At 50.2% G+C, this 26689-nt stretch carries 18 protein-coding genes; 8 read left to right on the top strand and 10 right to left on the bottom strand.

What is annotated here, in order from left to right:
* Window positions 1–302: 302 nt before the first annotated feature.
* Together ACFQ88_RS12225 and murB are read right to left on the bottom strand one after the other, a co-directional pair.
* Complete coding sequence (locus ACFQ88_RS12225) at window positions 303–1712, bottom strand: extracellular solute-binding protein (protein WP_379454320.1); 1410 nt, start codon at window positions 1710–1712, stop codon at window positions 303–305.
* A 145-nt stretch (window positions 1713–1857) separates the two neighbouring features.
* Complete coding sequence (murB, locus tag ACFQ88_RS12220) at window positions 1858–2769, bottom strand: UDP-N-acetylmuramate dehydrogenase (protein ID WP_379454319.1); 912 nt, start codon at window positions 2767–2769, stop codon at window positions 1858–1860.
* Between the two features lie 311 nt (window positions 2770–3080).
* Between murB and ACFQ88_RS12215 the strand changes: the two genes are divergently transcribed.
* The gene (locus tag ACFQ88_RS12215; RefSeq protein ID WP_379454318.1) at window positions 3081–4949 is read left to right on the top strand and encodes a DUF2264 domain-containing protein; all 1869 of its coding nucleotides are present in this window, start codon (window positions 3081–3083) and stop codon (window positions 4947–4949) included.
* 686 nt (window positions 4950–5635) lie between these two features.
* Here the strand turns inward: ACFQ88_RS12215 and ACFQ88_RS12210 are convergent.
* Entirely contained in the window at window positions 5636–5989 is a 354-nt protein-coding gene (locus ACFQ88_RS12210; RefSeq protein WP_379454317.1) for a DUF2500 domain-containing protein, read from the bottom strand.
* 198 nt (window positions 5990–6187) lie between these two features.
* On the opposite strand from ACFQ88_RS12210, the gene ACFQ88_RS12205 reads away from it, so the two are divergent.
* Window positions 6188–6883, top strand: a complete 696-nt coding sequence (locus tag ACFQ88_RS12205) for a metal-dependent hydrolase (RefSeq protein WP_239633813.1) — start codon at window positions 6188–6190, stop codon at window positions 6881–6883.
* A 53-nt stretch (window positions 6884–6936) separates the two neighbouring features.
* Here ACFQ88_RS12205 and ACFQ88_RS12200 read toward each other — a convergent pair whose 3' ends face one another.
* Window positions 6937–8235 (bottom strand): stalk domain-containing protein, encoded by a 1299-nt coding sequence (locus tag ACFQ88_RS12200; RefSeq protein ID WP_379454316.1) that lies wholly within the window; start codon window positions 8233–8235, stop codon window positions 6937–6939.
* Between the two features lie 203 nt (window positions 8236–8438).
* On the opposite strand from ACFQ88_RS12200, the gene ACFQ88_RS12195 reads away from it, so the two are divergent.
* Window positions 8439–9344, top strand: coding sequence for an NAD(P)/FAD-dependent oxidoreductase (locus ACFQ88_RS12195; protein WP_379454315.1), 906 nt, complete (start codon window positions 8439–8441; stop codon window positions 9342–9344).
* Between the two features lie 58 nt (window positions 9345–9402).
* On the opposite strand, the gene ACFQ88_RS12190 is transcribed toward ACFQ88_RS12195, so the two are convergent.
* The 3 genes from ACFQ88_RS12190 to ACFQ88_RS12180 all read right to left on the bottom strand — a co-directional run bounded on the left by ACFQ88_RS12190 (window position 9403) and on the right by ACFQ88_RS12180 (window position 13235).
* Window positions 9403–10020, bottom strand: coding sequence for a nitroreductase family protein (locus ACFQ88_RS12190; RefSeq protein ID WP_379454314.1), 618 nt, complete (start codon window positions 10018–10020; stop codon window positions 9403–9405).
* An 89-nt stretch (window positions 10021–10109) separates the two neighbouring features.
* Window positions 10110–12227: a right-handed parallel beta-helix repeat-containing protein gene (locus tag ACFQ88_RS12185; protein ID WP_379454313.1), complete on the bottom strand. Its 2118-nt coding sequence runs from the start codon at window positions 12225–12227 to the stop codon at window positions 10110–10112.
* A 357-nt stretch (window positions 12228–12584) separates the two neighbouring features.
* Window positions 12585–13235: an FMN-dependent NADH-azoreductase gene (locus ACFQ88_RS12180; protein ID WP_239633808.1), complete on the bottom strand. Its 651-nt coding sequence runs from the start codon at window positions 13233–13235 to the stop codon at window positions 12585–12587.
* 199 nt (window positions 13236–13434) lie between these two features.
* Here ACFQ88_RS12180 and ACFQ88_RS12175 point away from each other — a divergent pair, with 199 nt between their 5' ends.
* The 5 genes from ACFQ88_RS12175 to ACFQ88_RS12155 all read left to right on the top strand — a co-directional run bounded on the left by ACFQ88_RS12175 (window position 13435) and on the right by ACFQ88_RS12155 (window position 21409).
* Window positions 13435–13938 carry an Rrf2 family transcriptional regulator gene (locus tag ACFQ88_RS12175; RefSeq protein ID WP_239633807.1) on the top strand — a complete coding sequence of 168 codons (504 nt, stop codon included), beginning with the start codon at window positions 13435–13437 and terminating at the stop codon, window positions 13936–13938.
* Between the two features lie 301 nt (window positions 13939–14239).
* Window positions 14240–15703 carry a spore germination protein gene (locus tag ACFQ88_RS12170; protein WP_379454374.1) on the top strand — a complete coding sequence of 488 codons (1464 nt, stop codon included), beginning with the start codon at window positions 14240–14242 and terminating at the stop codon, window positions 15701–15703.
* A gap of 25 nt (window positions 15704–15728) precedes the next feature.
* Window positions 15729–16808: a Ger(x)C family spore germination protein gene (locus ACFQ88_RS12165; protein ID WP_379454312.1), complete on the top strand. Its 1080-nt coding sequence runs from the start codon at window positions 15729–15731 to the stop codon at window positions 16806–16808.
* 24 nt (window positions 16809–16832) lie between these two features.
* On the top strand, window positions 16833–17954 hold the full coding sequence (locus ACFQ88_RS12160) for a GerAB/ArcD/ProY family transporter (RefSeq protein ID WP_379454311.1): 1122 nt from the start codon (window positions 16833–16835) through the stop codon (window positions 17952–17954).
* Window positions 17955–18232: 278 nt separating this feature from the next.
* Window positions 18233–21409, top strand: coding sequence for a S8 family serine peptidase (locus ACFQ88_RS12155; protein WP_379454310.1), 3177 nt, complete (start codon window positions 18233–18235; stop codon window positions 21407–21409).
* A gap of 133 nt (window positions 21410–21542) precedes the next feature.
* Here ACFQ88_RS12155 and ACFQ88_RS12150 read toward each other — a convergent pair whose 3' ends face one another.
* The 3 genes from ACFQ88_RS12150 to ACFQ88_RS12140 all read right to left on the bottom strand — a co-directional run bounded on the left by ACFQ88_RS12150 (window position 21543) and on the right by ACFQ88_RS12140 (window position 26530).
* Window positions 21543–22370, bottom strand: coding sequence for a sugar phosphate isomerase/epimerase family protein (locus ACFQ88_RS12150; protein WP_379454309.1), 828 nt, complete (start codon window positions 22368–22370; stop codon window positions 21543–21545).
* Window positions 22371–22498: 128 nt separating this feature from the next.
* Window positions 22499–24145, bottom strand: a complete 1647-nt coding sequence (locus ACFQ88_RS12145; protein ID WP_379454308.1) for a type 2 periplasmic-binding domain-containing protein — start codon at window positions 24143–24145, stop codon at window positions 22499–22501.
* A gap of 27 nt (window positions 24146–24172) precedes the next feature.
* The gene (locus ACFQ88_RS12140) at window positions 24173–26530 is read right to left on the bottom strand and encodes a helix-turn-helix domain-containing protein (protein WP_379454307.1); all 2358 of its coding nucleotides are present in this window, start codon (window positions 26528–26530) and stop codon (window positions 24173–24175) included.
* Window positions 26531–26689 lie beyond the last annotated feature (159 nt).

Raw genomic sequence — 26689 nt, 5'->3', positions numbered from 1 at the left:
CCCGCTCCCATTTAACTCTTATCTGACTCACGAATTCACTATAACCCATCCTGAAAGCGTGGTCAATATGCAAAACGAATATTTTGTAGGTTATATATGAGGTACAAACTATCATTGGTAAGAGGATTGACATGACCGGTTCCCGGACAGCGAAGCCAAGCTATAGAGCTCTTCCTGCTGAGATGAATACGTTTTGCAGTGAGGTTCTAGGCAACAAAAAAAGCACCGGCTCGTACTGAGCGCGGTACTCTTCGTCATATGAAATCCAAGTCATACAGATAGCTGCCTTGCAAACCGTCCAATTACAGCAAATCGACCAGCTTCCCTTTGCTTGCTTCCGGCAGCAGCAGCTCCAGCTTCCTGCACAAGGTCTCACGATCCTGCAAGCCGGACAAAAACAGCATCGTGTCCCTCTGCATTTCCTTGAGCTGGTTGTTACTCAGCCCCATTTCCTTAATGAGCCGGAACGTCGGTATGATCTCGCGGTACATGAAGAACCGGAACGGCCGGTAGACGAACTCCTCGCCCTGCCACTCCATGGCGCGGCGATGCGCCGTAATGTTCAGCGTATGCTGGCGGACGAGCAGCTGCGACTCGTAAGAGGTCAGAAAGCGGACGAGCAGCTTGGCCGCTTCCTTATGGCGGGTACGGCTGTTGACCGCAAGCCCGTTGACAATCAATAGCGTCCGGTTATTGTTCAGTCCGGGCAGCGGCGATACATCGAACGATATCCCCGCATCCTTCAACTGATTCAGGAAAAAATACGTAGTCATAATAACCGACACCTTGCCTTCCAGGAACAGCGCCTCCGCGTCGGCATCGCTCTCCGACAGCAGAACCGGGAACACATCCTTCATCTCCAGCAGCTCCCGGCAAATCTCCAGACCATCCACCGCTTTGCTTGCAGCCAGATGGTATTCCCCTTTATCGTCCGCTTCGATCGTTTCCCCGCTTTGCAGCATGAAGATCGGCCAACGGTTGCGGGACGGCAGGTAGAAGTAGAACCCGAACCGTTCGCCAAGGACTGCAAGCTGCTTGCCGTACCGGAACAGGTCCCGCCACGTCCAGCTGCTGTCCGGCTCCGGCACTCCCGATTCCCGGAAATGCTCCTTGTTATAGCAAAGCACGACCGGAGATAGAATGAACGGCTGTACTAGCGTACTATCTCCTTGCAAGAATGGGGCGGTGGCGAAAGGGTAGAGCTCGTCGTTTTTCTCCAGCGGCTCGAGCAGTACGGTCTGCTCCCCTTCCTCGAAGTCTTGAAAATTATTGTTGTTGAGCATCGCCACATCGACCATGTCCGCTTCCATATATTCCTTGAGGGCCCGGCTGTAGCTGGACTGGGGAAGCTCTACGGGCTGCACCTGGATGTGCGGGTACAATTCGTGAAACGCCTTCAGCAGCTTGTCCATTCCGGCCAGCTCGGCCGTCGCACGGACGTAGCCGAATTTCAGAATCGTGCCGTGCTCGGGACGTGGGCTTTTGACCCGGTTGCCGACACGGGCGATTTTCTCGATCAGTCCTTCGGCAACTAACGTATCCAATCCTTTGCGGACCGAGTTGTTGCTGAGCTGGAACCGGACCTCCAGATCGCTCTCCGATGGCAAAAAGCCGCCGACGGCATATTTGCCCGAAACAATCTCCTCGCGCAAGGTAACAATCATCTCGTCCAATCGAATGCGAAAATATTTACGGCTGTTTCTTTTCTGCATGAAGTTACCTCACATCTGACTCAATTTCCACTCGGTATTCCTAATCTTAGCATACTGAAAATGAATAACAACAACAAGCTTTTATGGTGATATAAGTTTACTAGACAACACTCTGATTGCTATGATCGCAGATATAGGTAGGAGCTTATTCGGAAGAAAAACCGACGAATTTCACCTCCGTAACGAGGTCGACGCCGCGTTCTTGCTTCGCGCGAGCTTGAGCTAATCGGATTAGCGCTCTTACGTCATCAGCCGTAGCTCCTCCTGTATTGACAATAAAATTGGCATGGAGGCCGGAAATTTGGGCTCCCCCAATGGAGTACCCTTTTAAACCGCAGGACTCTAGTATCTCCGCTGCGAATAGTGGTAACGGATTTCGAAATACACTTCCGCATGAGGGCTGCTTAAGAGGCTGTGTCCTCATCCGTTTTTCTTTATATCGTTTTGTATTTTCCGCAATGGTCAAGCGGTCGCCCCGGGAAAGGGAAAACAGCGCCTTCAAAACAATCCAAGGTTTGCGTTGCAGTACGGATTCACGATAACTAAAAGCAAGATCTCGGGCTTTCAGCCAGAAAGCATCCCCTTTTTCATCCATAACGAATGCTCTCGATAGAATCTGCGATACGTCCGAACCATGGGCGCCGGCGTTCATACAGACAGCTCCGCCTACCGTACCTGGAATCCCGCCTGCAAATTCCAATCCCGCAAAACCATGCTTAGCGGCTTGAAGCGATAGCGTTATCAATGAAAACCCGCCGCCGGCAAGAACGCCGTCCTCGTTGAACGAAGCCGTGTCCCATTCCCCTGCTAGACGTAACACCGCACCACGAAATCCCTCATCGGAAACCAGCATATTGGAGCCTTTGCCAATGACCATCCAGGGTACTGCCTCCGCATTAAGAATGCGAACGGCTGCTGATATTTCCTCTATCGTACGCGGAAAGACGATGAGGTCGCATCGCCCACCGATTTTCCAAGTAGTATAAGTGTGCATCGGCGCATTTACGGTAAATGGAACTCCTGTACGTTCAAGCTCCGAGATCACTTGTTCACGCATGCTAATCACCTGCCAATAAAAGTCACCTGATATATTCCATTTCCCTTGTATTAGTTCCTGCTTCTGACTAGCCGCAACTGCCGCTTCCTATCGCGATAGTTTCATCGGAAGCTGATGCTGAATGCTTTTCTCATCCTCCATAGAAAGGCCTCGATAGGGTCTACCCACTAATTGGTAAGGCAATGGGTCATAACGGTATTTTGATTTGTTTCTCTACAATCTTGACTTGTTGGCTGCAAAACGCTCCCCGGACTAAAAATCGCGGTATAATCGAAGCAATTTCATTTCATCTACGACACGGAGGCATTTTCATGAAACCCTGGGATTTACCGATCACGCTTAATCCGCTAATAACACGAGACGATCTTCGCCGTGCCTTTTTGCAGCTTACGGATCCTTTGAAGCCGTACTACAGCACAGGCTCCTCGCGTCTTCATATCGGCAACACCGGAGCAAGCTATCCAGATCATATTGCTGGGATCGAGGGCTTCTCAAGAGTACTGTGGGGACTCGTTCCGTACATGGCGGACGGGAGCGACAGCGAGCTGTGGGAGACCTACGTTCAGGGGATAAAAAACGGCACGGATCCTTCCCATGATGAATATTGGGGTGCTGTCACCGATTACGACCAGCGTCTAGTGGAAATGGCCGCCTTCGGCTTCGCGCTTGCATTGATCCCGGATAAAATCAAAGCAAGCTTTACCGCTCAGGAGCTTCAGCGTCTCTACGACTGGCTGGAGCCCATTAGTCATAGTAAACTGTGGGATTGCAATTGGCTGTTCTTTCTGGTTCTGGTCCAAATGGGCTTCAAAAAGGCCGGCCTTCCTTACCGTCAAGAGCTGCTGGAGCAAACGTTGGACGCGATGGAGCGCTTTTATTTGGGAGAAGGCTGGTATGCCGACGGCGTTAACGGGCACAGCGACTATTATGTGCCTTTTGCCATTCACTTTTACGGGCTGCTTTATGCCAAGCTGATGGAAGAGGAGGATCCGGAACGATCCCGTTTGTACAAACAAAGAGCGGAGCAATTCGCTCACTCCTTCATTCATTGGTTCGATGAGGATGGCGCGGCTTTGCCTTATGGCCGGAGTCTGACGTACCGTTTTTCACAAGCCGCCTTTTGGGGCGCGCTGGTCTATGCCGGCGTGGAGCCTTTCCCGATGGGGGTCATGAAGGGCATTATGCTGAGACATTTGCGATGGTGGTTCCGCCAGCCGATATTTCATCCGGACGGTACCTTGTCGATCGGCTACGCCTACCCGAATCTGGTTATGGCGGAAAACTACAATTCGCCGGGTTCGCCGTACTGGGCGCTGAAATCCTTTTTGCCTCTGGCTCTTCCGGAGGATCATCCGTTCTGGACAGCAGAGGAGCTCCCTATGCCGAGGCTGGCGCCTCAAAGCGTTCAGCAGAAGCCGCATCTCGTCATTTGCCGTGACGCAGCAGCTTCACATATCGTTGCGTTCAATGCGGGTCATCTGTCGACGAACGAGCACACTCACACGTCAGCCAAATATGAGAAGTTCGCTTATTCGACCCGGTTCGGCTTCAGTGTGCCGCGCGCCGAATGGGGATTGAGTCAAGGAGCATTCGATTCGATGCTGGCGATCAGCGAAGGCGACAATCTGTACCGGGTCAAACGCAAGTGCGAGGAAACCTCCATCGACGACAACGGCAGAATCCATGCACGGTGGAAGCCTTGGAATGATGTCGAGGTCCAAACGTGGATCATTCCGGGGACGCCGTGGCATGTAAGGGTACACCGCATATCCTCGGAACGAACGCTTGATCTGGCGGATGGAGGCTTCGCTCTCGGTATCGACGAAGGCCGATGCGGTACAAGTCCGCTGCGGACCGATGAAGGGGAGGTAACAGCGTGTGCCGCCAATTCCGCCGGTGCGAGCGGTATTGTTTTACTGCACGGAGCCGGGAAAGCGGAGCTGATCTATCCCAATGCGAATACGAATGTGATGTATCCGCGCACCGTCATTCCGACGCTTCGGATGAGCATGAAACCGGGGGTAAGCTGGCTTGTAACCGCCGTTTACGGGCAGCCCGGCCAGGCCGATGCGGAGCATTGGCTGAAGTCGTGCCCATCCGTCCGCTTGAATGGAGACGAGCTGCAGATCATGGGAAGCGGCTCCCAGGAGCCGCTATTCCAGATTCGTTTGGATTCATGAGCAGAGCCCCGGATCTCCCCGGGGCTCTAAGCTTGTTTAGAACACCGATTCCATCAAAAATGCTAAAGGTGGGTGGGTCTCTCCACTTACGATGCCAGTTGTCCTACGGAAAACTCTTAAGCGACCGCCTTTGTTTTTAAGAAAATGACCACCAGACGTCTTTGGTGGTGTACCTCCCTCCAGCCAAGCTAATGAGAATCGGACAGGAAATCCGTTATTTTCTGAAATGAGACTACTTTTGGAGAGTGATCGGACAGAGAATCCGTTATTTGCTGATTTTACCGAAAAAAACGGTGTATTTTCTCGAAATAAAGGATCTGTTGTCCGATCACCCTGCAAAAAGGTCCGTTTTTGATGAAATAACGGATCTACGGTCCGATCCGGCCCAACTATGCTCTCCAGCGTTACAGGCACCTCGCGAATTGGCTTATTGAAAGACCTAAGTAGCTGAACATAAAGGTACAACGGTATCCCGACGAGCTACTTCCTTCCGTAGAGCATTGTTTTCATCGCTTTCCAACGTCAATTTCCAGAAAACAAACGGAACCTTGTCGCTTCTCCTGGAGATACTCCTGGACATACCACCTAACCAACATTAGCATGTTTGAGTGAACCAGGCTTCAAAATAAGCTCAGAGAGCCCCGGAACTCCCCGGGGCTCTCTTTTCCTTTTGGCTTATTATGCGATCATTGCCTTTGAAACTCATGAAACCGGGTGCCTTGATAAACAAGGGTTCCCTCGTCCCCTTCGACCAGCAAACCGTACATATTCCCTCGTACCTGAAGCTCGATACGTTCCTTGTCGGCAAATTCAAAAGTAATATAATACGTTGTAGTCGCGCTGGTGTCTCCGGATCCGCCGGATACATTGGTTCGTTTGGAGACAATGCGCGCCGGTACGCTTACTACATCCGCTGCGTTGTTGCGGGTCCAAGTAGTTAGTCCACGGACAACGACAAAGACGATCGTTCCAATGATTAAGAAGCTTACCAGTCCGAACATGAAGCTGAATATGGGCGGCGGTCCAAAGCCTGTGTGCATTCCATCATCCCCTTACCATTGCGATAAAACAGGAACATTATACCATATCCCCTTCTATCTGTAACGATTAGGGAGTGGCTCGGGAGAAGGGCTTCATTGTCAGCCGGCTAAAACTGCGGCAGCATTTGTATGCTCTCTCCCTGCTCCGGTATAATAAGGATGGGAAAATACTACCTATTCGGATAAGAGGTGACTGCTATGTTAACGATCGAATATCACGGACATTCCTGCATTCAGCTGTCGGACGGGGAGCACTCGCTTGTTATTGACCCTTTCCTGACAGGCAATCCGCTGGCTTCCGTAGATCCGGAATCCATTCGCGTTCAACACGTGCTGCTGACGCATGCTCACGCAGACCACATTGCCAACGCAGCCCAGATCGCCCGCGCCAACGATGCGACCATTATTGCCATTCACGAGCTGGCTACCTATATGAGCTGGCAAGGCGTCAAGACCAAAGATATGAATATCGGCGGCCGCCTCTCTCTCGGATTTGCCGAGCTCCAGATGGTACAAGCTTTCCACAGCTCAGGGATTATTGATCACGACAAACAGCAAATCGTCTATGCCGGAATGCCGGCCGGATTCATTATCCGCTGGAATGGCAAAACGATTCTGCATGCAGGGGATACGAATCTGTTCCTCGATATGAAGCTGATCGGTGAAAGAAACGACATTGACGTCGCTTTCCTGCCGATAGGCGATTTATTTACAATGGGACCGGAAGATGCAGCGACCGCAGCGGAATGGCTGCAGGCCAAGCAGGTCGTTCCGGTACATTACGACACCTTCGAGCTGATCCGGCAGGACGGACCTGCCTTCGTCGATCTTCTGAGCACCCGCGGCATCCAAGGGAAGGCGCTGAAGCCCGGTGAGAAGCTCTCCTTGTCCTAAGAGCGTAACAAAGAACAGGCCTGATAAAACCAGGCCTGTTTTCTTTTCCGACATTAGGAGCGGATATGCAGCATCCCGATAACGCCGTCTTCCGGCCAGTTGTACAGATCCTTCCCTAACGTATAGCTTATGGACTTGCGCACGGCGGAGTCTGTAAGCAAAGCGTTTCTAAGCCCCTCCGTAATAATCAGCTCGTATTCCCTCTCTCCCTTGCTCAAAAACAGCCGTATGCTGCGTTCCTCGGTTCCGCCCGTCTGCTTGAGGACATCCGACAATTCAGCGGTCCATTGCGTCACCGTTTGCCCGTAAGGAACTTCCTCGTCATAGTGGTAGACGGCCTTGTCGTTCTCGAAGCGATCAATGATGATATCGCGCTCCCCTTCCCTGCCTGAAGAAAGCTTCATTATGAGTGCCGGATGCTCCAAGGGGTCGATTGGACGTCCGTCTTTAAGCTGTGCGGTATAGGTGGCGGGATCCCAATTCACCTTAATCCCGAGCTTCTCCGACGTATCCCGCAGCGGCACGTAGACGACGTCGCGATACGAGAAGGGCTGCCCTTCGGGAGCATAGAGCTTGCCGTCCACTTTCACCTGCACATTGGAGTAGGAAACGGCCGCTTCGAAAGGCTCGCTGCCGACCGGTATGCCGGACACCGAGTCCTTGAATTCCGATTGAGACGGATTGCCCTGAGCGGCTATGCCGGCCCATTCCGAACGGAGCAATATTTCGAACCGGTTCGGATCGCTGTTCCAGACGGTTACGTAGCCGAGAATATCCCGGAAAAACGTCATCGGAACATAAAGCGAATCTTTGAAGAACAAGGGAGTGGCCGTTACCGGAACCATCGAGCCGTCCAATGTCAGCTTCACATTCGATCCCGGATATAGAGTAACCGTATGCACACCAGGCTCGGGTTCCGGTACCATGTCCATGTTTTTCAGAGCGGTTATCCTTCTTGCAGCCTCTTCTCCCTCGAATACATCGAATACCGATACGGCAGGCCGCCCTAACCGGTTGTTGGCATAGAGCAAGTAGTCACGGCCAACCTCCAGCGATGCCCCGCATTGATCGCTATCCGCAGCGGTCAGCACGGTCCGGGTGAAGCTTCCTTTCAGCTGGCTATCGTTAATGAGCGTAGCCATCTTGTACAATTGGCCCTTGTAATACACGTTCTCCAGCTTCGAAACCATTCCGTACAGAACGTGGCTCGATACGGAATAATCATATTCCGGGGTCGTAGTCTCCCCCTTTGAGCAAGCAAACGCCTTCTCGGGACCCGCCGTCAGCCCGACAGGAATAGACGCCAGGGTTAGGCAAGCGGCCGCCAGCAATGCGGTCATTCCTTTTTTCATCGATGACACTCCTTCTTTAGGTATTCCCATAAGGAAAACCCAAGTTTTTGAACAATCACTTCTATTTCTATAGGCATTGCTCCCGTTGTATAACCATTGAACAGAAAAATCCTATGGGTAAAAAGCTCAGCAGTTCATATTCCACGGTTACGGGCAATAAGTATCTATAAAATGATTATGAGCCATTCAAGGAGTGATTCCCGATGCTGCTGGATTGCGCTATTGTCGGAGGCGGCCCCGCCGGCTTGAACGCGGCACTGGTGCTGGGCAGAGCCCGAAGACAAGTGATATTATTCGATAGCAATCAACCGCGGAACGCAGTAACCCGGCACTCTCACGGGTTTATAACACGGGACGGGGTAAAGCCGGGCGAGTTTCGCAGCTACGCTCAGCAGGATATCCGCCGGTACCCTTCCGTTCAAATTCACAATGACACGGAAGTTGTATCCGTGGAAAGGATGGGACATACCTTCCGGCTCGCAACCCGAACGGGCGAACGATTCGATGCCAGGACGATTCTGCTCGCCGCCGGCCTGAGGGAAGTGCTTCCCGAGGTTAGGGGAATCCATGATTGTTACGGCAAGAGCCTGTTCAGCTGCCCGTACTGCGACGGCTGGGAGCTTAGAGACAAGCCGCTGGTCGTCATAGCCGAAGGGCCGAACCTGTTTCATTCGGCGAGGATTATATGGAATTGGAGCCGCGACCTTATTCTTTGCAGCAACGGCAATCGGGTGTTGAATCCGCAGCAGCTCCACCTGCTGAACAGTAAAGGAATCCGTGTTATGGAACAACGAATCGCCCGATTGGAAGGGAATAATGGCTTGCTGGAACGCGTTGTGTTCGAAGGCGGCTCCAGTATCGCCAGATCGGGAGGCTTCGTTTCTCCCCAATGGTATCAGGCAGCTCCCTTCGGTGCGCAGCTAGGCTGTCTGACCAACTCCTTGAACGGCTTCGTCACCGATTCCTTCGGAAGAACCAATGTGAGAGGCGTTTATGCAGCCGGGGATACGTCGGTCGTCGCGCCTTCCCAGCTTATCATCGCCGCAGCCGAAGGCAGCCGTGCCGCCATCGGAATCAACACGGACTTATCCGAGGAAGCCTTTCTTTGAATGAAAAAAGCTCTCTGTCAACGACGATCCTTCAGTCGACAGAGAGCTTTTGCATGTATTACTTGAACACTTTCATTCGTTCGGACAATGGCTTGAATTCCTTGTCCCCGGCCTGAGCCGTCGGGTTGCCGTAAGGCATCTGAGCCAGCAGCTTCCACGAGCCCGGAATGTTCCACTCGTCCTTCACTTTATCATTGATCAACGGATTATAATGCTGGAGGTTCGCTCCCAGCCCCTCGCTTTCCAGCGCCGTCCAGATAACGAACTGCAGCATGCCGTTCGATTGCATCGACCAATCCGGGAAATGCTCCTTGTACGTCGGAAAGCTCGACTGAAGTCCTTCGATAACCGTCATGTCTTCGAAAAACAGCACGGTTCCGTGTCCATTACGGAAGCCGTTCAGCTTTTGCTCGGTCGATGCGAATTGATCTGCGGAGACCATGCCTTTCAATACTTCCTTGGTAAGATCCCACAGTTTGTTATGGTGCTCCCCGAATAACACGACGACCCGTGCGCTTTGCGAGTTGAATGCGGACGGCGTATGCTTCACCGCCTCTTCAATGAGCTCCACAATCCGTTCGTCCGCTACGGACGATTCCTTGCTGATTCCATAGATGGTGCGCCGCTCGCGAACCGCTGCCATAAAATTGCTCCCGGTGCCTACTGTTCCAGCCATGCCGATGATCCCTCCGTTAGGTATGGTAAGTTAAGCTATTGCAACTTTGTTAGTGTGTACCTGCCGGAGGGGCTTTTATTCAGCTAGCCTTACTTCTCGATATTGTTGCTTTGGACATCGCTGGGACGCAGCTTCAGCTTCGCATTGATTAACGTATTGTTCTGAATCGTGTACTTAGGCGCCCCTACACCCGCATAAATCGTGGAAATGCCTTCGGCTGCGACATTGGAGGTGATGGTATTGCCTTTGATTGAAGCCTCATTAACCGCGTACGGATTGTTGCGGGTCCAATAGTCTCCAATCATGATCGAGTAGTCGGTCGGGTTCGCCATTTTGTTCGCCGTGATGATATTTTTTTCAAATACGATTTTTTTGGCTTTGACCGCTTTCAGAGCAAATCGTTTGTCCAAAATGTTCAAAGTGGAATTGGTCATCGTAAAGTCAGCGCCGGGATTAGTGACTGTGGCGCCCTCGAACATGTTCAGCGTACACTGGTTGAACACATATTTGCCCGTATCGTCCAAGGTCAATCCCTTTGTCGTCGAGCTAATCTGACAGTTGGAATACGTAGCTGGAGGCATATTCAGATTGGCAGGCTCACTAACCTTCAAGTTGTCGATGATGCTGCCTTCCGGAACGCCGCCGGAGATGCTGCCGCCGTTCATGGTCAAATTCGTGACGCGAATCGGATTCACCCACAGCGAGAACTCGGAGCCTCCCTTCTGGTTGTTCATCGTTATGTTCGAGGCGGTGATTCCGAACGGATCCTTGCTGCTGATGACAAATTTAGAATCGGTAAACGTCATGCCGTCGATGCTTAAATTAGGGCCTTCCAAATGGGTAAAGGAGTCGTTCATTTGATTGCCCTCAAATTTCACATCGTGATAAGCATAAATGCTTGTGCCGTCAAAATGATTATTTTTTATTAGCGCACCTGTGAACGGAGGAGAAACGGCAAGACCAATTTTGCCTTTGGATGCCAAATGGTTGCCTTCCACCGTCGCATCGTGGCCATCATACAGAATAACGTCATATGCCGCATTATTATAAAACTTGTTGTTTCTAATGAAGATGTTGCTGTTCATCTGCCCATTCTCGCCGTATCCGCCTTCTACGTCGATGCCGGACTGAGGGGCCGTGCCTTTAATATCATGGATCACGTTGTTGATAACCGTTATGTTATCGCCTCCGCCGATCGTAATGCCCTGTCTGCGGTTGAACGCAAATTCCGAATTTTTAACGACTACGTTCTTGGAAACGGCCCTTTGCCAAAACTCAATGTACGCTCCGGTGCTGATAGGTTGATTGAACACAACGTAGAAATAGCTTGCGCCGTCAGGAATTTGCGTCACTTGGCGCAGCTTTGTGTTTTTCATGCTTGTGATGAAGGTCCCGTCCTGCTTGTAAAAGAATAAGTCAAATTGGGGCAGGAGCTTTTGGCCGTTCGAAAATTCGAATTCCCGCTCCGTCTTAAAGATCGGGCTCGTGAAGTTCAGCGGCTCTTTCACCCGGATTTTGCTCGAATCGGGGATGAGCTTCCCTTTATCGTCAATCGAGCCCGATACGAAGCTCGCTGCGTACAAATCTTTTACCATCGTGCCTTTCCCGCCGACAGCCAGACCGTCACCTGTAAAGTTAATCGCCTTTATACCATCAATCGTAACGTTGACGGCTCCTTCGGTAATGATCCCGTAGCCGCCTTCATGCGTACCCTTGCTGGAGAAATCGTGCGAGTCCTTGTCACCCTTGTATGTCCCGCCTTTGATCGTGACATTGTTGGCACCATAGCCGATGTGCAGCGTCTGATACCCGGCAAATCCGTTCGCCTCTTTTTGAATAACCGCATTGGGGTCCAGCTCGAAGGTTATATTGGGAACCATATTGATGCGTGCCGTAGTATCCAGCCACAGCTTCGGATCCTGCTTTTTGATCGTGTACGTGCCCGCCGGGACTTTAAACGTCGTCATGCCGTTGGCATGCGCCCATTGCAGAGCGTCGTTGAATCCTTTGGTCGTTTCCACCGGATGGGTTCCATCGTTATAGATGCCCCAATCCTTCGGCACCAGCTGGTATACTTTGCTGGCGTTAGGGGCCGCTTGTGCGGATTCGGCTGTCACGGCTTGATTGCTGGGAGCAACATCGGCCGCGGCAGCCTGAATCGGCAGCGCGGTCAGCAGAAGCAGCAGTCCAACCCATTTCATTTTCATTGTCCGTCTCACCATTTTTCATTAAAATTGTGGTTCCATTGAGTCGTTCCTGATGGAGAAAGAAGCATTATATTCATGAGTTATAGAATTCATACGAACGTTCAGCCTTGTGCCATACACCACCATCCTTCCATGCTGTGCTGTCTATGAAGTTTACTGTACAATAAGCTCACAGCAGATTTTGTCATATTGTGGAATGGTTTACAAGATAGCCAAGGCCTAAATATGCATCCTTCACGAAATCATTGCAAACGAGCATCGTACCATGTACCCAAATCCGATCGAATTATAGGTGTTTGTACCCTGTTAGTAAATGTAAAAAAAGAGAACCGAATTCATCGGTTCTCTGGATCGTCATTAACCATTCGCAGAAACAAGCGACAAGTGCCGCGCTGCCTCCTCCGCTTCTTGATAAGCTTGCTCCAACACTTCTTCGGGCTTCATAATCGACGTCCCCTGGGCTCTAATAATCCGGTAATCCTCCACTCCCAAGAAATTGAACATGGACTTTAGGTATTTGTGCGAGTACTCTACCTCGGTATACCAGTCGTTATTCGTGTATACGCCGCCGCTGCCTTGGATGACCACGAGGCTCCTGCCGTCCTTGAGCAATCCGACGGATCCGTTTTCCGTATATTTAAACGTTTCCCGGGCGATGAGAACATTGTCCATATAATCCTTCAGCTTCGACGGAATGTTAAAGTTGTGCAGCGGCATGGCGATAACATATTTATGGGCGCTCTTGAACTGGCGGAGTATTTCAGTCATCCGATTCGTAACCAGCTGCTCCTCCTCCGAGAGCGTCTCTCCCTTGGCCGCTTTCTCCCATGCGCTTAACACCGTACGATCAATCATCGGAACATGATCCTCGTACAGATCGATTTGTTCAACCGCTCCATTCGGATTCGACGAGGCATAAGCTTCTTTGAAACGGGTTAACACCTGCAAGCTGAAGGAGGTTGAGGATTTCACTTTCGGATGAGCGTTGATAATAAGCAGTTTGTCCATTATGGGTCTCTCCTTGTTTTGTTTTTATTGTCGATAATATTAATCGACGATTAACTATATCTACAATATAACCGTTACCATGACACCTGTCAAATCCTAATTCGTGGCAGCCGTTCACACCAATCCGCCGTTTGACAAGAAGCCCGAATCCTCCTAAGATTAATAGACGATAGCTTGTAGCAAAGGAGCAGGTACGCTTATGCAGTATAGTATCGGGGTCGAATATGGACTGCATTGCCTTGTTTATTTAATAGATATTCCTCCGGATTCTACGATTGGGATTAAAGAGCTTTCCTACTTTCAGGGTGTTTCCGAAACGTATTTATCCAAAATTTTCGGAAAATTGAGTAAAGCCGGTATCGTCCGATCCGTTCCCGGAGTAAAGGGCGGATACCGGCTGGCCAAATCCCCGGATGAAATCAGCTTCTGGGATGTCGTAGAGGCTGTCGAAGGCCCTCAGCCCATTTTTCATTGCAAAAATATTAAAGACAACAGTCTGCTTTACCGGGATAAAGAAGAGACGGATTGTTCTTCCCGTTCGTCATCCTGCACCATTAACTTAGTCATGCTTCAAGCCGAAGAAACCATGCGGGACTATTTGCGCGGCAAAACCTTGTCCTGGTTAAACGACGAGCTGGATCGCGTGCTGCCGAACCAATCCCGGACGGAAACACGCAGCTATTTCGCCAAAAGCTTCACCTGACCGCGCTTCACCGCTCAAACCATGCCATAAAAAATGTAAAGGGCTCTTCGCTTTCATAGCGTGGAGCCTTTTGCATATATAGAATTTGTAATCGGTGCTCCCCGCAAAGTATCTGATGGACTTCGAAGCCTAAGCTCCACTTTGTGGGGGTATTTTTGTGCATAAAAAAACGGCATTCTACAAAAAATACCACAGAACCGCCCAATATTAGCCAAACGTTTTCGGAGACATAATCATGAAGCCCAAACATCAGCCCAAGCAAGTGCAGGCCGGCTCCTTATTGCAAAGCACGGTGGATAGCATGGATCAACTGAAGGAATTGACTGAGCTGTCCGCCGATTTCAAGACGGTCTCGATTTCGCTAGCCAATCAGAAGCAGACGGTCTCCTATTACAAATCGTTAATTAATGAAAAGCTGCTCCAGGATACGCTTCTGCACACCATGCAGCATAGAACGGCTGATGCTGCCTTCGACGATCTTGAGGCTATTCGGAAATGGCTCCCTATCGAGGATATGGAAATTACGGACGATCCGGCCGCCATCCAATCGAAGCTGATGCAAGGACACATTATGGTCCGGTTCGGTGCAGACGAATCCCGGGTTGCGTTAATTCCATTCGCAAGCAAGCAAGGACTGCGGAAAAATAACGATACTGAAAATGAATTTAGCGTTGTCGGACCCAAAGTAGGGTTTGTCGAGGATCTGGATACGAATATTCATTTGCTGCGCTCACAAATCAATATCCCGAACCTGATCGTCAAGGAGATCACAATCGGCAGCATTTCCCAGACCAAAGTAGCGATCGTCTATATACACGGCATCACGAATGAAAGAACGGTTCGGACGATAGAACAGAGACTTGACGATATCGACTTCGAGGTTGTATTTGATTCTTCCCAGCTGGACCAAATTATATCCGACAACAGCTTGTCGCCCTTCCCTCTATTTGTAAGCACGGAACGCAGAGACCGGGTCGTGTATGCGCTTATTAGCGGGCAGGTTGCCGTCATTAGCAACGGATCGCCGTATTTTATTACCGGTCCTTCAACCTTGTTCGATTTTTTCATTTCCCCGGAGGATTATTATTTGCCCTGGATCCTGGGCTCCTTTTTTCGTTTGATCCGTATTTTCGGCGTCATTTTCTCGCTGTTTGCCACGTCCATGTATGTTGCGATAATGACTTATCATTATGAGGTGATTCCAAAGGGCTTGCTTGGCCCCCTTATCTTTTCCAGGCTCAACGTTCCGTTCCCGCCCGTGCTCGAAGTGTTGTTCCTCGAGCTAACCATCGAATTTCTGCGTGAAGCCGGTGCAAGACTGCCTACCAAGATCGGCCAAACACTGGGCATTGTCGGCGGCATTATCGTCGGCCAAGCCGCCGTCGAAGCGGCGTTAACCAGCAACATTCTCATCATTATCGTTTCGTTGTCCGCTCTTGCCTCGTTCGCTACGCCGATCTATAAAATGTCCAATACGATACGTTTTTTGCGGTTTCCGTTCATTGTGCTGTCAGCCCTATGGGGCGGTTTGGGCATGTTTATCGGGATTTGCTTCTTGATCGTCCATATTACCCGTCTGGAATCGCTGGGCAGCCCTTACACTGTCCCGGTGTACCCGTTGAGATTCAAGGATTTAAAAGACAGCTTCATCCGCTCCTCCTATCAGTCGTCGAATATGCGCCCCCGTTATTTGAGACCGAAAGCTTTATTCCGGTATATTCCAAAACCGACGGCTCGACGCAATGAGGATCATGAAGAACAGTAATTGCACAGAAAGCGTGGGTATAAGCTTGGCAAAGATCGTTCTGCTAGTCGCTTGTTGTCTGCTGATCGCTTCATGCAGCAAAACGAAAATTGTAAACAAGATTGAGCTCATTCAAACCATAGGGGTCGATCTATCCGGAAAAAGCGTGAAGAGCACTATGCTGGCAGGCAATTACAAGAAGAAAGGAGAGTCAGGCGTACAACTGCTCGGGACGAAATCCGATACCAATCTGGATATGATGTCGAGGATCAATGCGCAAACGAGAAACCCTATTGAGTACGGCCAGCTGAGGATGCTTCTATACGGAAAGGAGTACTCCCGGAAAGGAATAGCCGATATGATGCAAAATTTGTGCCATGATTCCAAACTATCCACCCGGATGCAGCTTGGTGTTACGGATAAGGAAGCTTCGGATATATTGGCTGCCGTTGCACAATCCGAGGAATCCTATTTCCTGTCCGACATGATTGAACATCATATAAAAAACGGAACATTGCCCCATAATAACCTGCAAATTGCACTATTTAACTATTACGGGAAAGGCAGGGATCTATTTCTGCCGTATTTGAAGCTGACTGAAGGAAAGATCGTTGTAGATGGGCTGGCGTTGTTCAAAGACGACAAATATGTAACCAAAATCAATATGCAGGAAGCCTTTTTGTTAAAAATGCTTATTGAGAACTCCGATAACGGCACTTATCTGGCTTCCATCCGTGCAACGGAGCAGCAGAGTGCCAGTCCTGTTTTATTGCACAGCATCAGCTCCAAGGTCAAATATAGCCTCAATAGGCTGCGCCCCCAGCCTTCCCTGTCGGTCCTCGTACATATGGATGCTCAGATCAAGTACGTTCCGGACTGGATCGATCCGACCTCCTCCGCTCACCGTTCCATGCTGGAAAATGAGCTGGGCTCGTATTTCGAGCAAGTGCTTCAAGCGCTGTTGTCCTTGTGCAAGAAACACAACGTGGATCCGGCCGGCCTAGGAGATTTCGTTCGGAGCCGATCCATACGATGGAACGAACAAGAGTTTCAAGCCAGCTACCCGCAAATGCAGACGCAGGTCACAGTGAAATTGAAAATTGTCGAGACTGGCGTCAGTCTCTGATGTTAATAAGAGGGGGAATTATTTGTGGAGCCTGCATCCAAGAGCAAGGAGAGCTATACCCTTTCCCCTTATCTCGTTTTTTTTCTAATGTACGTCAGTATGGTAGGGGTCGGAGTTCTGGATTTTCAGCGGGATTTAAGCGAAGCTGCCGGATATAATGCATGGATTTCCATGTTATTATCGGGTATCAGCATACATGTCGTCTTGTGGATGATGTGTAAAATTTTACACGATCAACCTGCAGATCTTATGTCTATCAACTGTTCATGCTTCGGTAAAATGCTCGGCAGCGTGATAAATTTCGGGATCATCGTTTATTTTTTTCTGGGGGCTTTTGTCACCTTCAGAGGCTATATGGCCATTGTCAAAGTATGGCTGTTTCCCGATATGAACATGCTTCCTGTGACCATCCTGATCGCTGTGCTCATTTGTTATACGGTATCGGGCGGGCTGCGTTCAGTCGCCGGATTATGCTTCTGGGGAGTGGTCTGCTCCTTCCTTTTCGTCATTCCGCTGAACTTCCTGGCCATTCCGTATTTACATCCGCAAAATTTGCTTCCTTTGTACGAACGTACTCCGGCTGAGATTTATAACGGCTTCAAATGCATGATTTTTCAATACCTCGGGATCGAGACCCTCATGTTATATTATCCTTTGGTGCCCTCGCAGGCGAAAGCGCAAAAGTGGGCGCAAGGCGCCCTGCTTACCGCGACGATATTTTATTTGATGATCGTGCTGGTCACCTTCATGTTTTATACCCAAGGTCAGCTGTCCGAGATAGCTTGGCCGACGCTTCACTTGATTATGATTCTCGAGCTGCCGTTATTTCAGCGTCTGGAGTACTTTGTCATTTCGGTGCTGTTTATAAAAATAGCCGCTAACGTCGCGTTGACGATCTGGGCCGCATGCCGCGGCGCCAAGCAGGCGTGGAATATGAAGATGTCCGTTAGTCTATTGGCTTTCATGATTGGATTTATTGCCTTGCAAATCGTTATTAACGAGGGCGGAAGATCGAAGCAATTGATCGAATGGTACTCCAACGTCGGATATTATTTTATATACGTCTACATTCCGGTTCTGTTCGTGTGGGTGCAGATCAGAAGCAAGCTGCGTACGAGACTGACTGGTGCGGAGCCGTCGCAGTAATGAGAAAACCGTATCGAGGCCTTGACCTCGAGTTTTTATATATTATATTGTGTTAACAGAAAGAGCGGGCCGGTGTGCCAGCTCTTTTTTGTTGTGCAATTAATTGTTTATGTACTTGGATAATTCATAGTGCTAGATTCATAGGATTCAGGCAGTGCCTATCAAAATAAATATAAACCATTTACATATTTCGACAAAAAGAAGCTTGCAAATCTTTTAAAATACGGTAGGATACCTGATAGTACATAGATTGTCGCTAAATTACGAGGAGGAACGCCATGTTTCAACAATCGAAAAGAAAATGGATAAGTTATGTCATCGCTGCAGTCACTGCCGTTCAACTGGGATTTCCTGCTCAAGGACCGGTTCTTGCCGAGCCAGTTTCTCTGCAGTCAGCAGAGATGCCTACCTTCAAAGAAGCCGACATTGTTCCGGGGAAAGTCATCGTTAAGTACAAGCAGAATGCGCTGAAGAAGGTGCAATCCAGCTCCTTCTCTCCATCGTCCTTTTCCGTTTTATCCTATGATGAGCCTATCTCCGTTACAGCCAAACTGTTGGAGCTTCAAAGCAATCCAGATGTGGAGTATGCCGAGCCCGTCTACAAAACACAATTGATCGCTGCAGCATCCTCCGGCGATACGGTGTCCCAATCCGTGTACTCCGGACCTGAGGAATATATGAAGCAATGGGGCAAGCAGGCAGCGGATTTGGACGATATGAGCGCCTATTCTACTGAAGCGCAAAATCAGCAGGTTACCGTAGCCGTTATGGACTCCGGGATCGATCTGACGCATCCGGATCTTAAGAGCTCGATAGTCAAAGGATACGACTTCGTCAATAATGACGACATCGCCCAAGACGATCATGGCCACGGCACCCATGTATCGGGAATTATTGCAGCGAATTCGGCGGCAGGCACCGATTACGGGATCGCTCCCGGCGTCAAAATCATGCCGCTCAAGGTCCTGGACAGCAATGGCGAGGGGGATACGGAGCAAATCGTTCGAGCCTTGCAGTATGCCATAACGAATAAAGCGGACGTTATTAATATGAGCCTTGGCACTGCCGGAGACAGCCGGGCGGTTCGGGAGCTGATCAAGCAAGCATATGGCCAGCATATCGTTCTTGTTGCCGCTGCGGGCAACGAAAGCAACCATTGGGTTCGGGACGAAGCCGGACAGATGGATCCTCTGAATGATACGAGACGCTACATTACGTTAACGAGTTACCCCGCCGCCTATGACGAGGTGATAAGTGTCGGCGCCGTTGCGCAGATTACCGGCCAATCTTACGCTATTGCGGATTTCTCCAATGTCGGGAAGGTTGACGTAGTCGCACCCGGGGTCAATATTTACAGCACGGCCTTGGGCGGAGGCTACATTTATAAGTCAGGGACGTCTCAAGCAACGCCGTTTGTCGCCGGGCTGTCCGCTCTGTTGAAGGCAGCTAACAAAGCTTTGGATGCGGAAGACATCCGCACCATTCTGCAAACTTCTGCTCAAGAGAACCGTCTTAGTGCCCTGAAAGAACAAGAATATGCCAACCTTACGCAAGCTCCCAACGACCATGTTTCCAGGACAATGGTGTACGGAGAAGGTATGCTTCAAGGGATTCGGGCTTTTGAAACACCGAGATTGAAAATTGAGCCGGTATCCATCAATTACCCTGCCGATCGGACCGTAGCTTTTGATGCGACACTGCTGGACGTTCATAATACGGTGGTGAAAGCAATCTATTCCGTGAATCTGGAAGCAAGGTACTATGACGAAACTTTGTTGGACCGGGAACAAGATGCGAAATTTTCCGTGCCTTCCGTTTCGCCATTGGTAGAAGGCCGTGCAAGACTTACCGCTATTTTGGACAGCAGTCCGCTTATTCATCATGTATACGTCTATGGATTCTGGTCGGCTGACCCGAGCAGCGGTGCTGCCACACATCGTTCCAATCCATATGTGCTCCTGAAGCGTCCTGCCAATCCATTAGTCAGCCTGCAATCCGGAACGTATGAAGGCGAGCAGACGGTTACGATCACGACCGCTTCTCCAGAGGGCATCATTCTTTATCGAGTTCAAAATGCGGATCAAACCTTAAGCGGCAGCTTCAATATTCAAGGCGGTTCGTTGAAAATTGCCAAGGATACCGTATTAACGGTCGCATTCCTCCAGAACAATGTGTTTAGTGAAGATGCGGTTTATTCCTATCGCATTACTCCTAAGACACCTCCTCCGAAAACCGGCGGTGGTGGCGGAGGAGGTGGTGGTGGTGGCGGCGGTGCCGGAGGCAGTACCCAATACGCTCCTTCCATGGATGCCAACGGCAAACTAACCTACGAGGTGACGGCTCCGCGCGTAGACGTGCTTTTATCGTTACATTCGGACTCCAAAGAAGTAACGATAGACGCCGCAACGGAAGTAGCAGTCGATATCCTTACGGTGAAGGTGGATGCCGACCTGATTGCGAAGCTGTGGAGCAAGGACAAATCGCTTGTCATTAGATCCAGTGACGTAACCTTTTCTATTCCACCTAAAGCTTTTCAAGTAAAGGATGAAGGCAGTACGGTTGTGTTCAAAAAATCTATCGATTCGGCGCCTTCCATGACCGATTACGCTGCCGTTTCACCTATTTATGACCTGTCATTGACGGAAAGAGGAAATTCGATATCATCGTTTGCCACGCCGATACAAGCTTCGTTCTTGTATGACAGCAGCAAGGTGAAGGATCCTCAATCGCTTGGTTTATATGTACTTGACGAGCCATCAGGGAGTTGGACCCGCGTAGGAGGCACATTAGCCGGTACGAACACGATCACGGCACCGCTCGCGCACTTCTCCAAATATGCGGTACTGGAGAAAAGACCTTCGTCCGACTCCAAACCGGGATCGTCCGGAAGCGCCGCCACCTTTGCGGATATTCAAAATCATTGGGCACAAAAAGAAATTGAGCAGCTTATCGCTCAAAGCATTGTCGACGGTGTGGACGCTGACTCGTTCCTTCCGGATGCCAGCATGACGAGAGCCCAATTTGTAACTTTACTTACGAAAGCATTGCAACTGAAAAATCAAGGCAGCGCCACTGCATTCCAAGACGTTACCAACAATTCCTGGTACAAGGATGCCGTATATGCTGCGTATGAAGCGAACATAGTCAATGGTGTCAGCGAAAAGGAATTCGCTCCGGAAGCTAGTGTTACGAGAGAGCAAATGGCGGCTATGATGGTCAATGCTTACTTGTACAAGACCGGCAAGAAGCTAAGTGATATCGTGATTACGCAGGAAGTTAAATATTCGGATGAGGGAACCATCAGCGATTGGGCGCGGACGCAAGTACGAGCAGCTTCCGGGCTCGGTCTCATGAACGGAACGGACGGAGGAGCGTTCGCCCCTTCCGATCAAAGCACGCGAGCTCAAGCAGCCGTAGTGCTGCAGCGCATGCTGGCTAAGCTGCAATCCCAGTAATTGCTTATTCAGTTGGATCGTCAAAGTAAGCAAAAGCCATCGATAAACTAAAAACCGTGAGGGCGTTCGTCCCTCACGGTTTTTGTATGTTCTAACACGTTTACGCATTCCACAAGCACTGCTTCACGGAAGGTTACAAATAAGGCTCTACAATTCGCCGTATCCTCTCCAGCCCTTCCCACATATCGCCTGGGCCGTCATAGATCAGTACTACCGCTCCGTTATAGCCGGATGTCTTCAGCTGCTCCAGGCAATTGCGGAATTCCGGTTCGTCAGGCATGCCGGCATCATCGTAATGGGCTTTGGCGTGAACGGACACACTGTACGGCAGCGTCAACGCGATCTCGTCATATTTGGCGGAGCCTTTGAAGTTGCCGAAATCCGTAATCATCCGAAACGAATGATGTCCGCGCTCCAGCAGCTGCACACAGTTATCTCCGGTCGAGGTCAATGGCCGGAAATTTTCCGTGACAATCTGAACTCCACGGCCGGAAGCAAATTGTTGCATCTCGGATAACCTCTGCGCTGCGCGCTGCAGAGCGTCTTCATCGTCTGCGGGAGAATCCCCCGCAATGACTCGTATTCGCTTCGCACCGGCCTGTGCCGCTACTTCAATCCAATGCTGCACCAGAGCGTAATCCGCCGTGCTGCGCTTCTCATCGGCCGATGAGATATCGCCGTAATCCAGAAGCAGCGTATCAAAGGAAATGCCGGCAGCTTCGAACCGATGCCTCAGCTCCTGCAAATAGTCCTGTTCCGTGGACGGAAAATGAAAATGACATACCTCCACGGCCCGGTAGCCTCTGGAGCTAGCCTCGGCAGGCAGCTCCAGCAAGGACAAAACTTGCGGCTGCTCCTGCTCGCGGGTAAAATGACTACCCGCCTCCTGATCCCAATGCGTCCATCTGAGCGGACCCAGCAGTCTGTGCAGACTCCATGTACTTACGGATAAATAAGACATCGTCTCTCCTCCTGCAGCTTCATATTGGATGATGTGCGGTCATGAAGTCCTTCTATGGAAAAATTATACTGGACATTGCTTTGCCTTACAATTAGCATCGGAATGTCTGAGCGGGAACCATTAGAGATTCACGACTTAAAATTATAACGGTCAAGCGCCTGCTGCTCGATGTCTATAGCGCGCTTTACGTTCAAGGCTTTGATTTTCTCGACATAGTTGTCATAGGCATCTACCGGCTCAACGCCGAGGATAATTTTGATGGACATTTCATCCACCAGATTCATGACATCCATCATGATGGCCGCGGATTCCGAGCTCTCTTTCTCCGTCTTGTGAATCAGCGGCAGCGTATGCCGTTCGGCGTCGTTTTGCGCCCATACCGGTATCGCTTCCTTTTGCTGGGACAGCGTGTAGGCCTGCTCAATGTAGCGCCGGTCCTGGATGAACGGTCCAAAATAGCTCGCGCGGTTATACATGGCCAAAGCTTGGGCGGGAACCAGCTGTTCCTTGTTGCTCATGATCAGCTCCGTATATTTCGGGTAATCGCCTTCCATATTGTAGCTCGTCCCCTCGATGCCGAAATTGAAGAACATGTGCCCCGCTTCACTGTATCCGTAGTCCAGCATTCTGGCGGCTTCCTCCACATTCTTGGAGTTGCCGGCAATAGCTACGCTCCCGCTGCCCACGTACTCTTCGCTTTTTTGACCGAATTTCGGCTTATCCCCTCTCTTCAACACCGGGTAAGGAGCAGCGGTCACGACGGCTTTCGGATCCTTGGCCTGGAGCGCTGGCTGCCATTTGCCGATACCCGACCCTGCATTCCATATACTGGCGCCGCTTCGGCCCAGCATCATATTGGAATCCATCGTCTTGATATCTACCGTCGCCATATTCCGGTCGATCAGACCTTCTTCATACCAGCGGTGGAACGTGCGCAAAAACTCCTTATACCCGCCTTCGATCGGGCCGAATTTGACTTTGCCCTCGTCCAAATAGAAGCCTTTTTTCACGCCATACGCGCCGATAAAAGCCCCGTTGTCCATTCCAAACAAGACGTTCGGCACGCTTAAAAAGGTTAGCGGAGCCTCGATCCCCTTCTTCTCCTTAAACGCTTTGAGCACCACATACCAATCGTCGATCGTCTCCGGGATCGGCAGCCCGAGCTCATCCAGCCAATCCTTACGGATAATCGGCCCTTGGAAGGTTTGCAGCATAGGATCGTTGCGGATAAACGGAAACACGTAATAATGTCCCTCATCCGTTTTGATTTGCTTATCGATCTCAGGGTGTTCCTTAAGAAATTGTTTCAAGTTGGGAGCATACTTGTCGATGACATCGTTCAGCTTCAGAATATAGCCGTCGTTGATCGCTTTCTCCGGGCCGCCTGGAAAGCTGTTCCAAGCGTATTCCATCATATCGGGCAAATCTCCCGACGCTAGCAATACATTCAGCGCGGTTTTATCCTGATTGGCTTGCGCCTGAATGAACTTAAGCTTGACTCCGGTTCGCTTCTGCCATTCCTGAAAGAAGGGTACCTGCTCAAAGGTCGATTTTACGCTGGCGGCGTTCTGGTTCAGCTCAGCCCAATACGTTAGCGTCTTGCTTGTCTGGATGGGATACGCACCCGGCTGCTGCTTGACCTCCGCAGCGGTGCTCGCATTGCTTATACTGCCGGCTTGAGGCGATCTGGCGTCTTGGGAACGGCCGGTGCAGCCGGCTGAGACGATAGAGAGTATGGAAACGAGCAGCAATAATGTCCTTGCTTTTGTATGCATGTCCAGCTTCAGCCTCCCTGCAAGGAATTAATTCATCTCTTTGTATTTGCCTGGTGTGATTCCTTCGTACTTTTTGAATACGCGGATGAAGGTTGCAACCTCGTTGAAGCCTACCATTTTGGCCGCTTCGGTAATCGATATCTGCTTATGCTTTATAAGGGTTTTGGCTTCGTGGATTCTCAGGCTGTTAATAAAATCGGGCAGCCCTTCCCCTGTCATATTTTTGAACATTTTGGACAAATAGCTTGCCTTCAGCTGAAACCGTTCCCCTATCGTATTAACGTTAAGATTCGAGTCATGGTAGCACTCTTGAATGTACTGCGTCACTTCGGAGATCAATTTGCGCAGCGATTCAGCCCGGTCTTTCGATAAATTGGATTCGACCTTGGCTGCTGCAGCGGTACACACCGTCTGCAGCAGGCGCTGAAGCTCCTCCTGCATTTCCTGGATCGTCTCGCAGGCAATGATGGTATCCATCCAGAGAGGGTTGTCTGCAAGGAAGCTTTGATCCGCATCTCCCAGCTCATTGATGGCTTTCACCATGGTACCTACAAAGTTGAAAATGAGACAGCGGGCCAGCGTCAAGGAAACGGCCGGCTTATCGAAATTCCGCTTGGTTACTTCTTCTACCAGTTGGGAGGCGTGGTCGAAATCGCCTGCTTTAATGAAATTAATGATCTGCTGCTCCACATGGAGCGGATAATAATACCCTTTTTGCAGCTCCGCCGATTCGAAACGGATATCGTCATAGGCGATAATCTCGCGTTTGCCCAGCACCATCTTGTATTCCATGGCATCCATAGCTTCTTGATATGCTTGGGATACGCCGGACAGCATCGGGTGAATGCCGCTGATCGATACGGTCAGATTCATCTGGAACCGCGTCAGAAACTTCTGGGCTTCGGCCGCAATTTCTTGAAGATCCTCGCGATAGTCAGCCTCTTCATTTTCGGCGAAATTGATCAGACATACCATCATATCGTCAACCTCGGCCACATAGCCCTCATGGCAGCGAATGCCGACAAGCTCTTCCATAACATTCGTAATGATGAACTGGATAAACTTCCGTTTATCTTGAATTTCCATGCCGGACAAGCTCGTATACACATTCTCCATATTCTCAATGGCAAGCATGATCACGGCGAATTGATCGGATTCGAACTTGATCTGAAACGTTTTGAACGCTTCTTGGATCGGAATCGGCCCGTCCAGCTTTCCTTTTAACAGCCTAGACAGCATATTGGAGCGAAGCAGATTATGATGATGCTGCAGCTGCAGCGCGATCTGCTCCTTCTCGCTTCGGGTGTTGATAACGGCCTTCTGGATGAAGCTGAGCTCATTCCAATCCGTCCTCTCCTCATGGGCATTCTTATCCGACAGAGATTGCACCAGGTTGCGGATCGGCGAATAGTTGCGGCGCAGGAAGAACCAAGTCAGCACCGCTGCACCCAAAAAGCTGATAAAAATACTGATATACGTAAATTGACGCACATATTCGGCCTTTTGCCAGTACACGTTTCTCGGAATAACCAGGACGTACATTAAATCCGACACGCCGGACGGGATGGAGAGCAGCTCCGAATCGCCGTTGATGCTTTGCGTAGACATCGAACGGTCTTCCCCGACAGTAATGGTGTCGAGAAGCGGTTGCATATTGTGCTCTATCGGCATATTGGACAAGAGCACCTGTTTGTCTTTATTTACGACGAGCACCTGCCCGCCGCTGAAGCCCTCGACGCTCTCAATAGCCTTCTGAAACCGGTCGGTGTCCGCCATGATTACTATCGTTCCGGTAGAACGGCCCTGCAGGTTCTTGGGCATGTGAGTCACATAAGCGATGGAGGACTGGGGGGCAGCCGCATCCGCATGCGGCAGCAGCAGAAACTGGCTGCTGGAAGTCCGCGTCAGCGTATCGAGCCAGTCTTTATAGGACAACGATCCGGTATTATGTATCGTATCGAAGGCGACTTTACTGTCTCTCACATTGCCGGGCCGCAAAATAGAGGAGGTCTGCTCCCAGGTTACATAAAACTCGTCGATCGATGCGTAGGATGTCTGGTAGGTCTGGAAATCCTGTACGACCTGATAAGCCAGAAACTGGGCGTCGCTTGGAGTTTTGGTGGAATACATGAGGCTTTGCAGCTTGTTGTTCCACAATATTTCCGTATTCAGCCGCTTCATCAAATCCACTTGGGTATCTATCGAATATTTGACTTGTTCCAGTAGCGAGCCGTTCGCGCGATGAATTTCGCTTTTCAGCGCTTCGCTGGATTGGTAATAAATGATGATGCTCATGAGCATCGGCACAAACAAAACAGCGCTGTACGAGAACAGCCAGGTCACGATGACGCTTTTTCGTTTTCTCCACAAATATCGCAATTTCAAAAGGTATTCCTCCCGAAAATATAAAGCTTCCTAATCGAGGTCAAAATGGGCAGGGTCCTCTCCATGAATTCTAATTATAATCATAAAACGGCTGTAGAGGAATGCCCAAATACTACAATCGGATGGACGATTTATGCGAAACGGCATAAAAAAGCCCCG

The organism is Paenibacillus sp. NPDC056579 (assembly GCF_042793215.1).
In the GTDB taxonomy this organism is placed as follows: Bacteria; Bacillota; Bacilli; order Paenibacillales; family NBRC-103111; genus Paenibacillus_S.
This window is presented reverse-complemented; position numbering and strand designations above follow the sequence as displayed.

Bases quoted from the DNA above. Each gene is read 5' to 3' on its own strand.
- ACFQ88_RS12225 (WP_379454320.1), bottom strand. From the start codon at position 1,712: ATGCAGAAAAGAAACAGCCGTAAATATTTTCGCATTCGATTGGACGAG.
- ACFQ88_RS12215 (WP_379454318.1), top strand. From the start codon at position 3,081: ATGAAACCCTGGGATTTACCGATCACGCTTAATCCGCTAATAACACGA.
- ACFQ88_RS12205 (WP_239633813.1), top strand. From the start codon at position 6,188: ATGTTAACGATCGAATATCACGGACATTCCTGCATTCAGCTGTCGGAC.
- ACFQ88_RS12210 (WP_379454317.1), bottom strand. From the start codon at position 5,989: ATGCACACAGGCTTTGGACCGCCGCCCATATTCAGCTTCATGTTCGGA.
- ACFQ88_RS12175 (WP_239633807.1), top strand. From the start codon at position 13,435: ATGCAGTATAGTATCGGGGTCGAATATGGACTGCATTGCCTTGTTTAT.
- ACFQ88_RS12170 (WP_379454374.1), top strand. From the start codon at position 14,240: ATGGATCAACTGAAGGAATTGACTGAGCTGTCCGCCGATTTCAAGACG.
- ACFQ88_RS12180 (WP_239633808.1), bottom strand. From the start codon at position 13,235: ATGGACAAACTGCTTATTATCAACGCTCATCCGAAAGTGAAATCCTCA.
- ACFQ88_RS12190 (WP_379454314.1), bottom strand. From the start codon at position 10,020: ATGGCTGGAACAGTAGGCACCGGGAGCAATTTTATGGCAGCGGTTCGC.
- ACFQ88_RS12150 (WP_379454309.1), bottom strand. From the start codon at position 22,370: ATGTCTTATTTATCCGTAAGTACATGGAGTCTGCACAGACTGCTGGGT.
- ACFQ88_RS12185 (WP_379454313.1), bottom strand. From the start codon at position 12,227: ATGAAAATGAAATGGGTTGGACTGCTGCTTCTGCTGACCGCGCTGCCG.
- murB (WP_379454319.1), bottom strand. From the start codon at position 2,769: ATGCGTGAACAAGTGATCTCGGAGCTTGAACGTACAGGAGTTCCATTT.
- ACFQ88_RS12195 (WP_379454315.1), top strand. From the start codon at position 8,439: ATGCTGCTGGATTGCGCTATTGTCGGAGGCGGCCCCGCCGGCTTGAAC.
- ACFQ88_RS12155 (WP_379454310.1), top strand. From the start codon at position 18,233: ATGTTTCAACAATCGAAAAGAAAATGGATAAGTTATGTCATCGCTGCA.
- ACFQ88_RS12145 (WP_379454308.1), bottom strand. From the start codon at position 24,145: ATGCATACAAAAGCAAGGACATTATTGCTGCTCGTTTCCATACTCTCT.
- ACFQ88_RS12200 (WP_379454316.1), bottom strand. From the start codon at position 8,235: ATGAAAAAAGGAATGACCGCATTGCTGGCGGCCGCTTGCCTAACCCTG.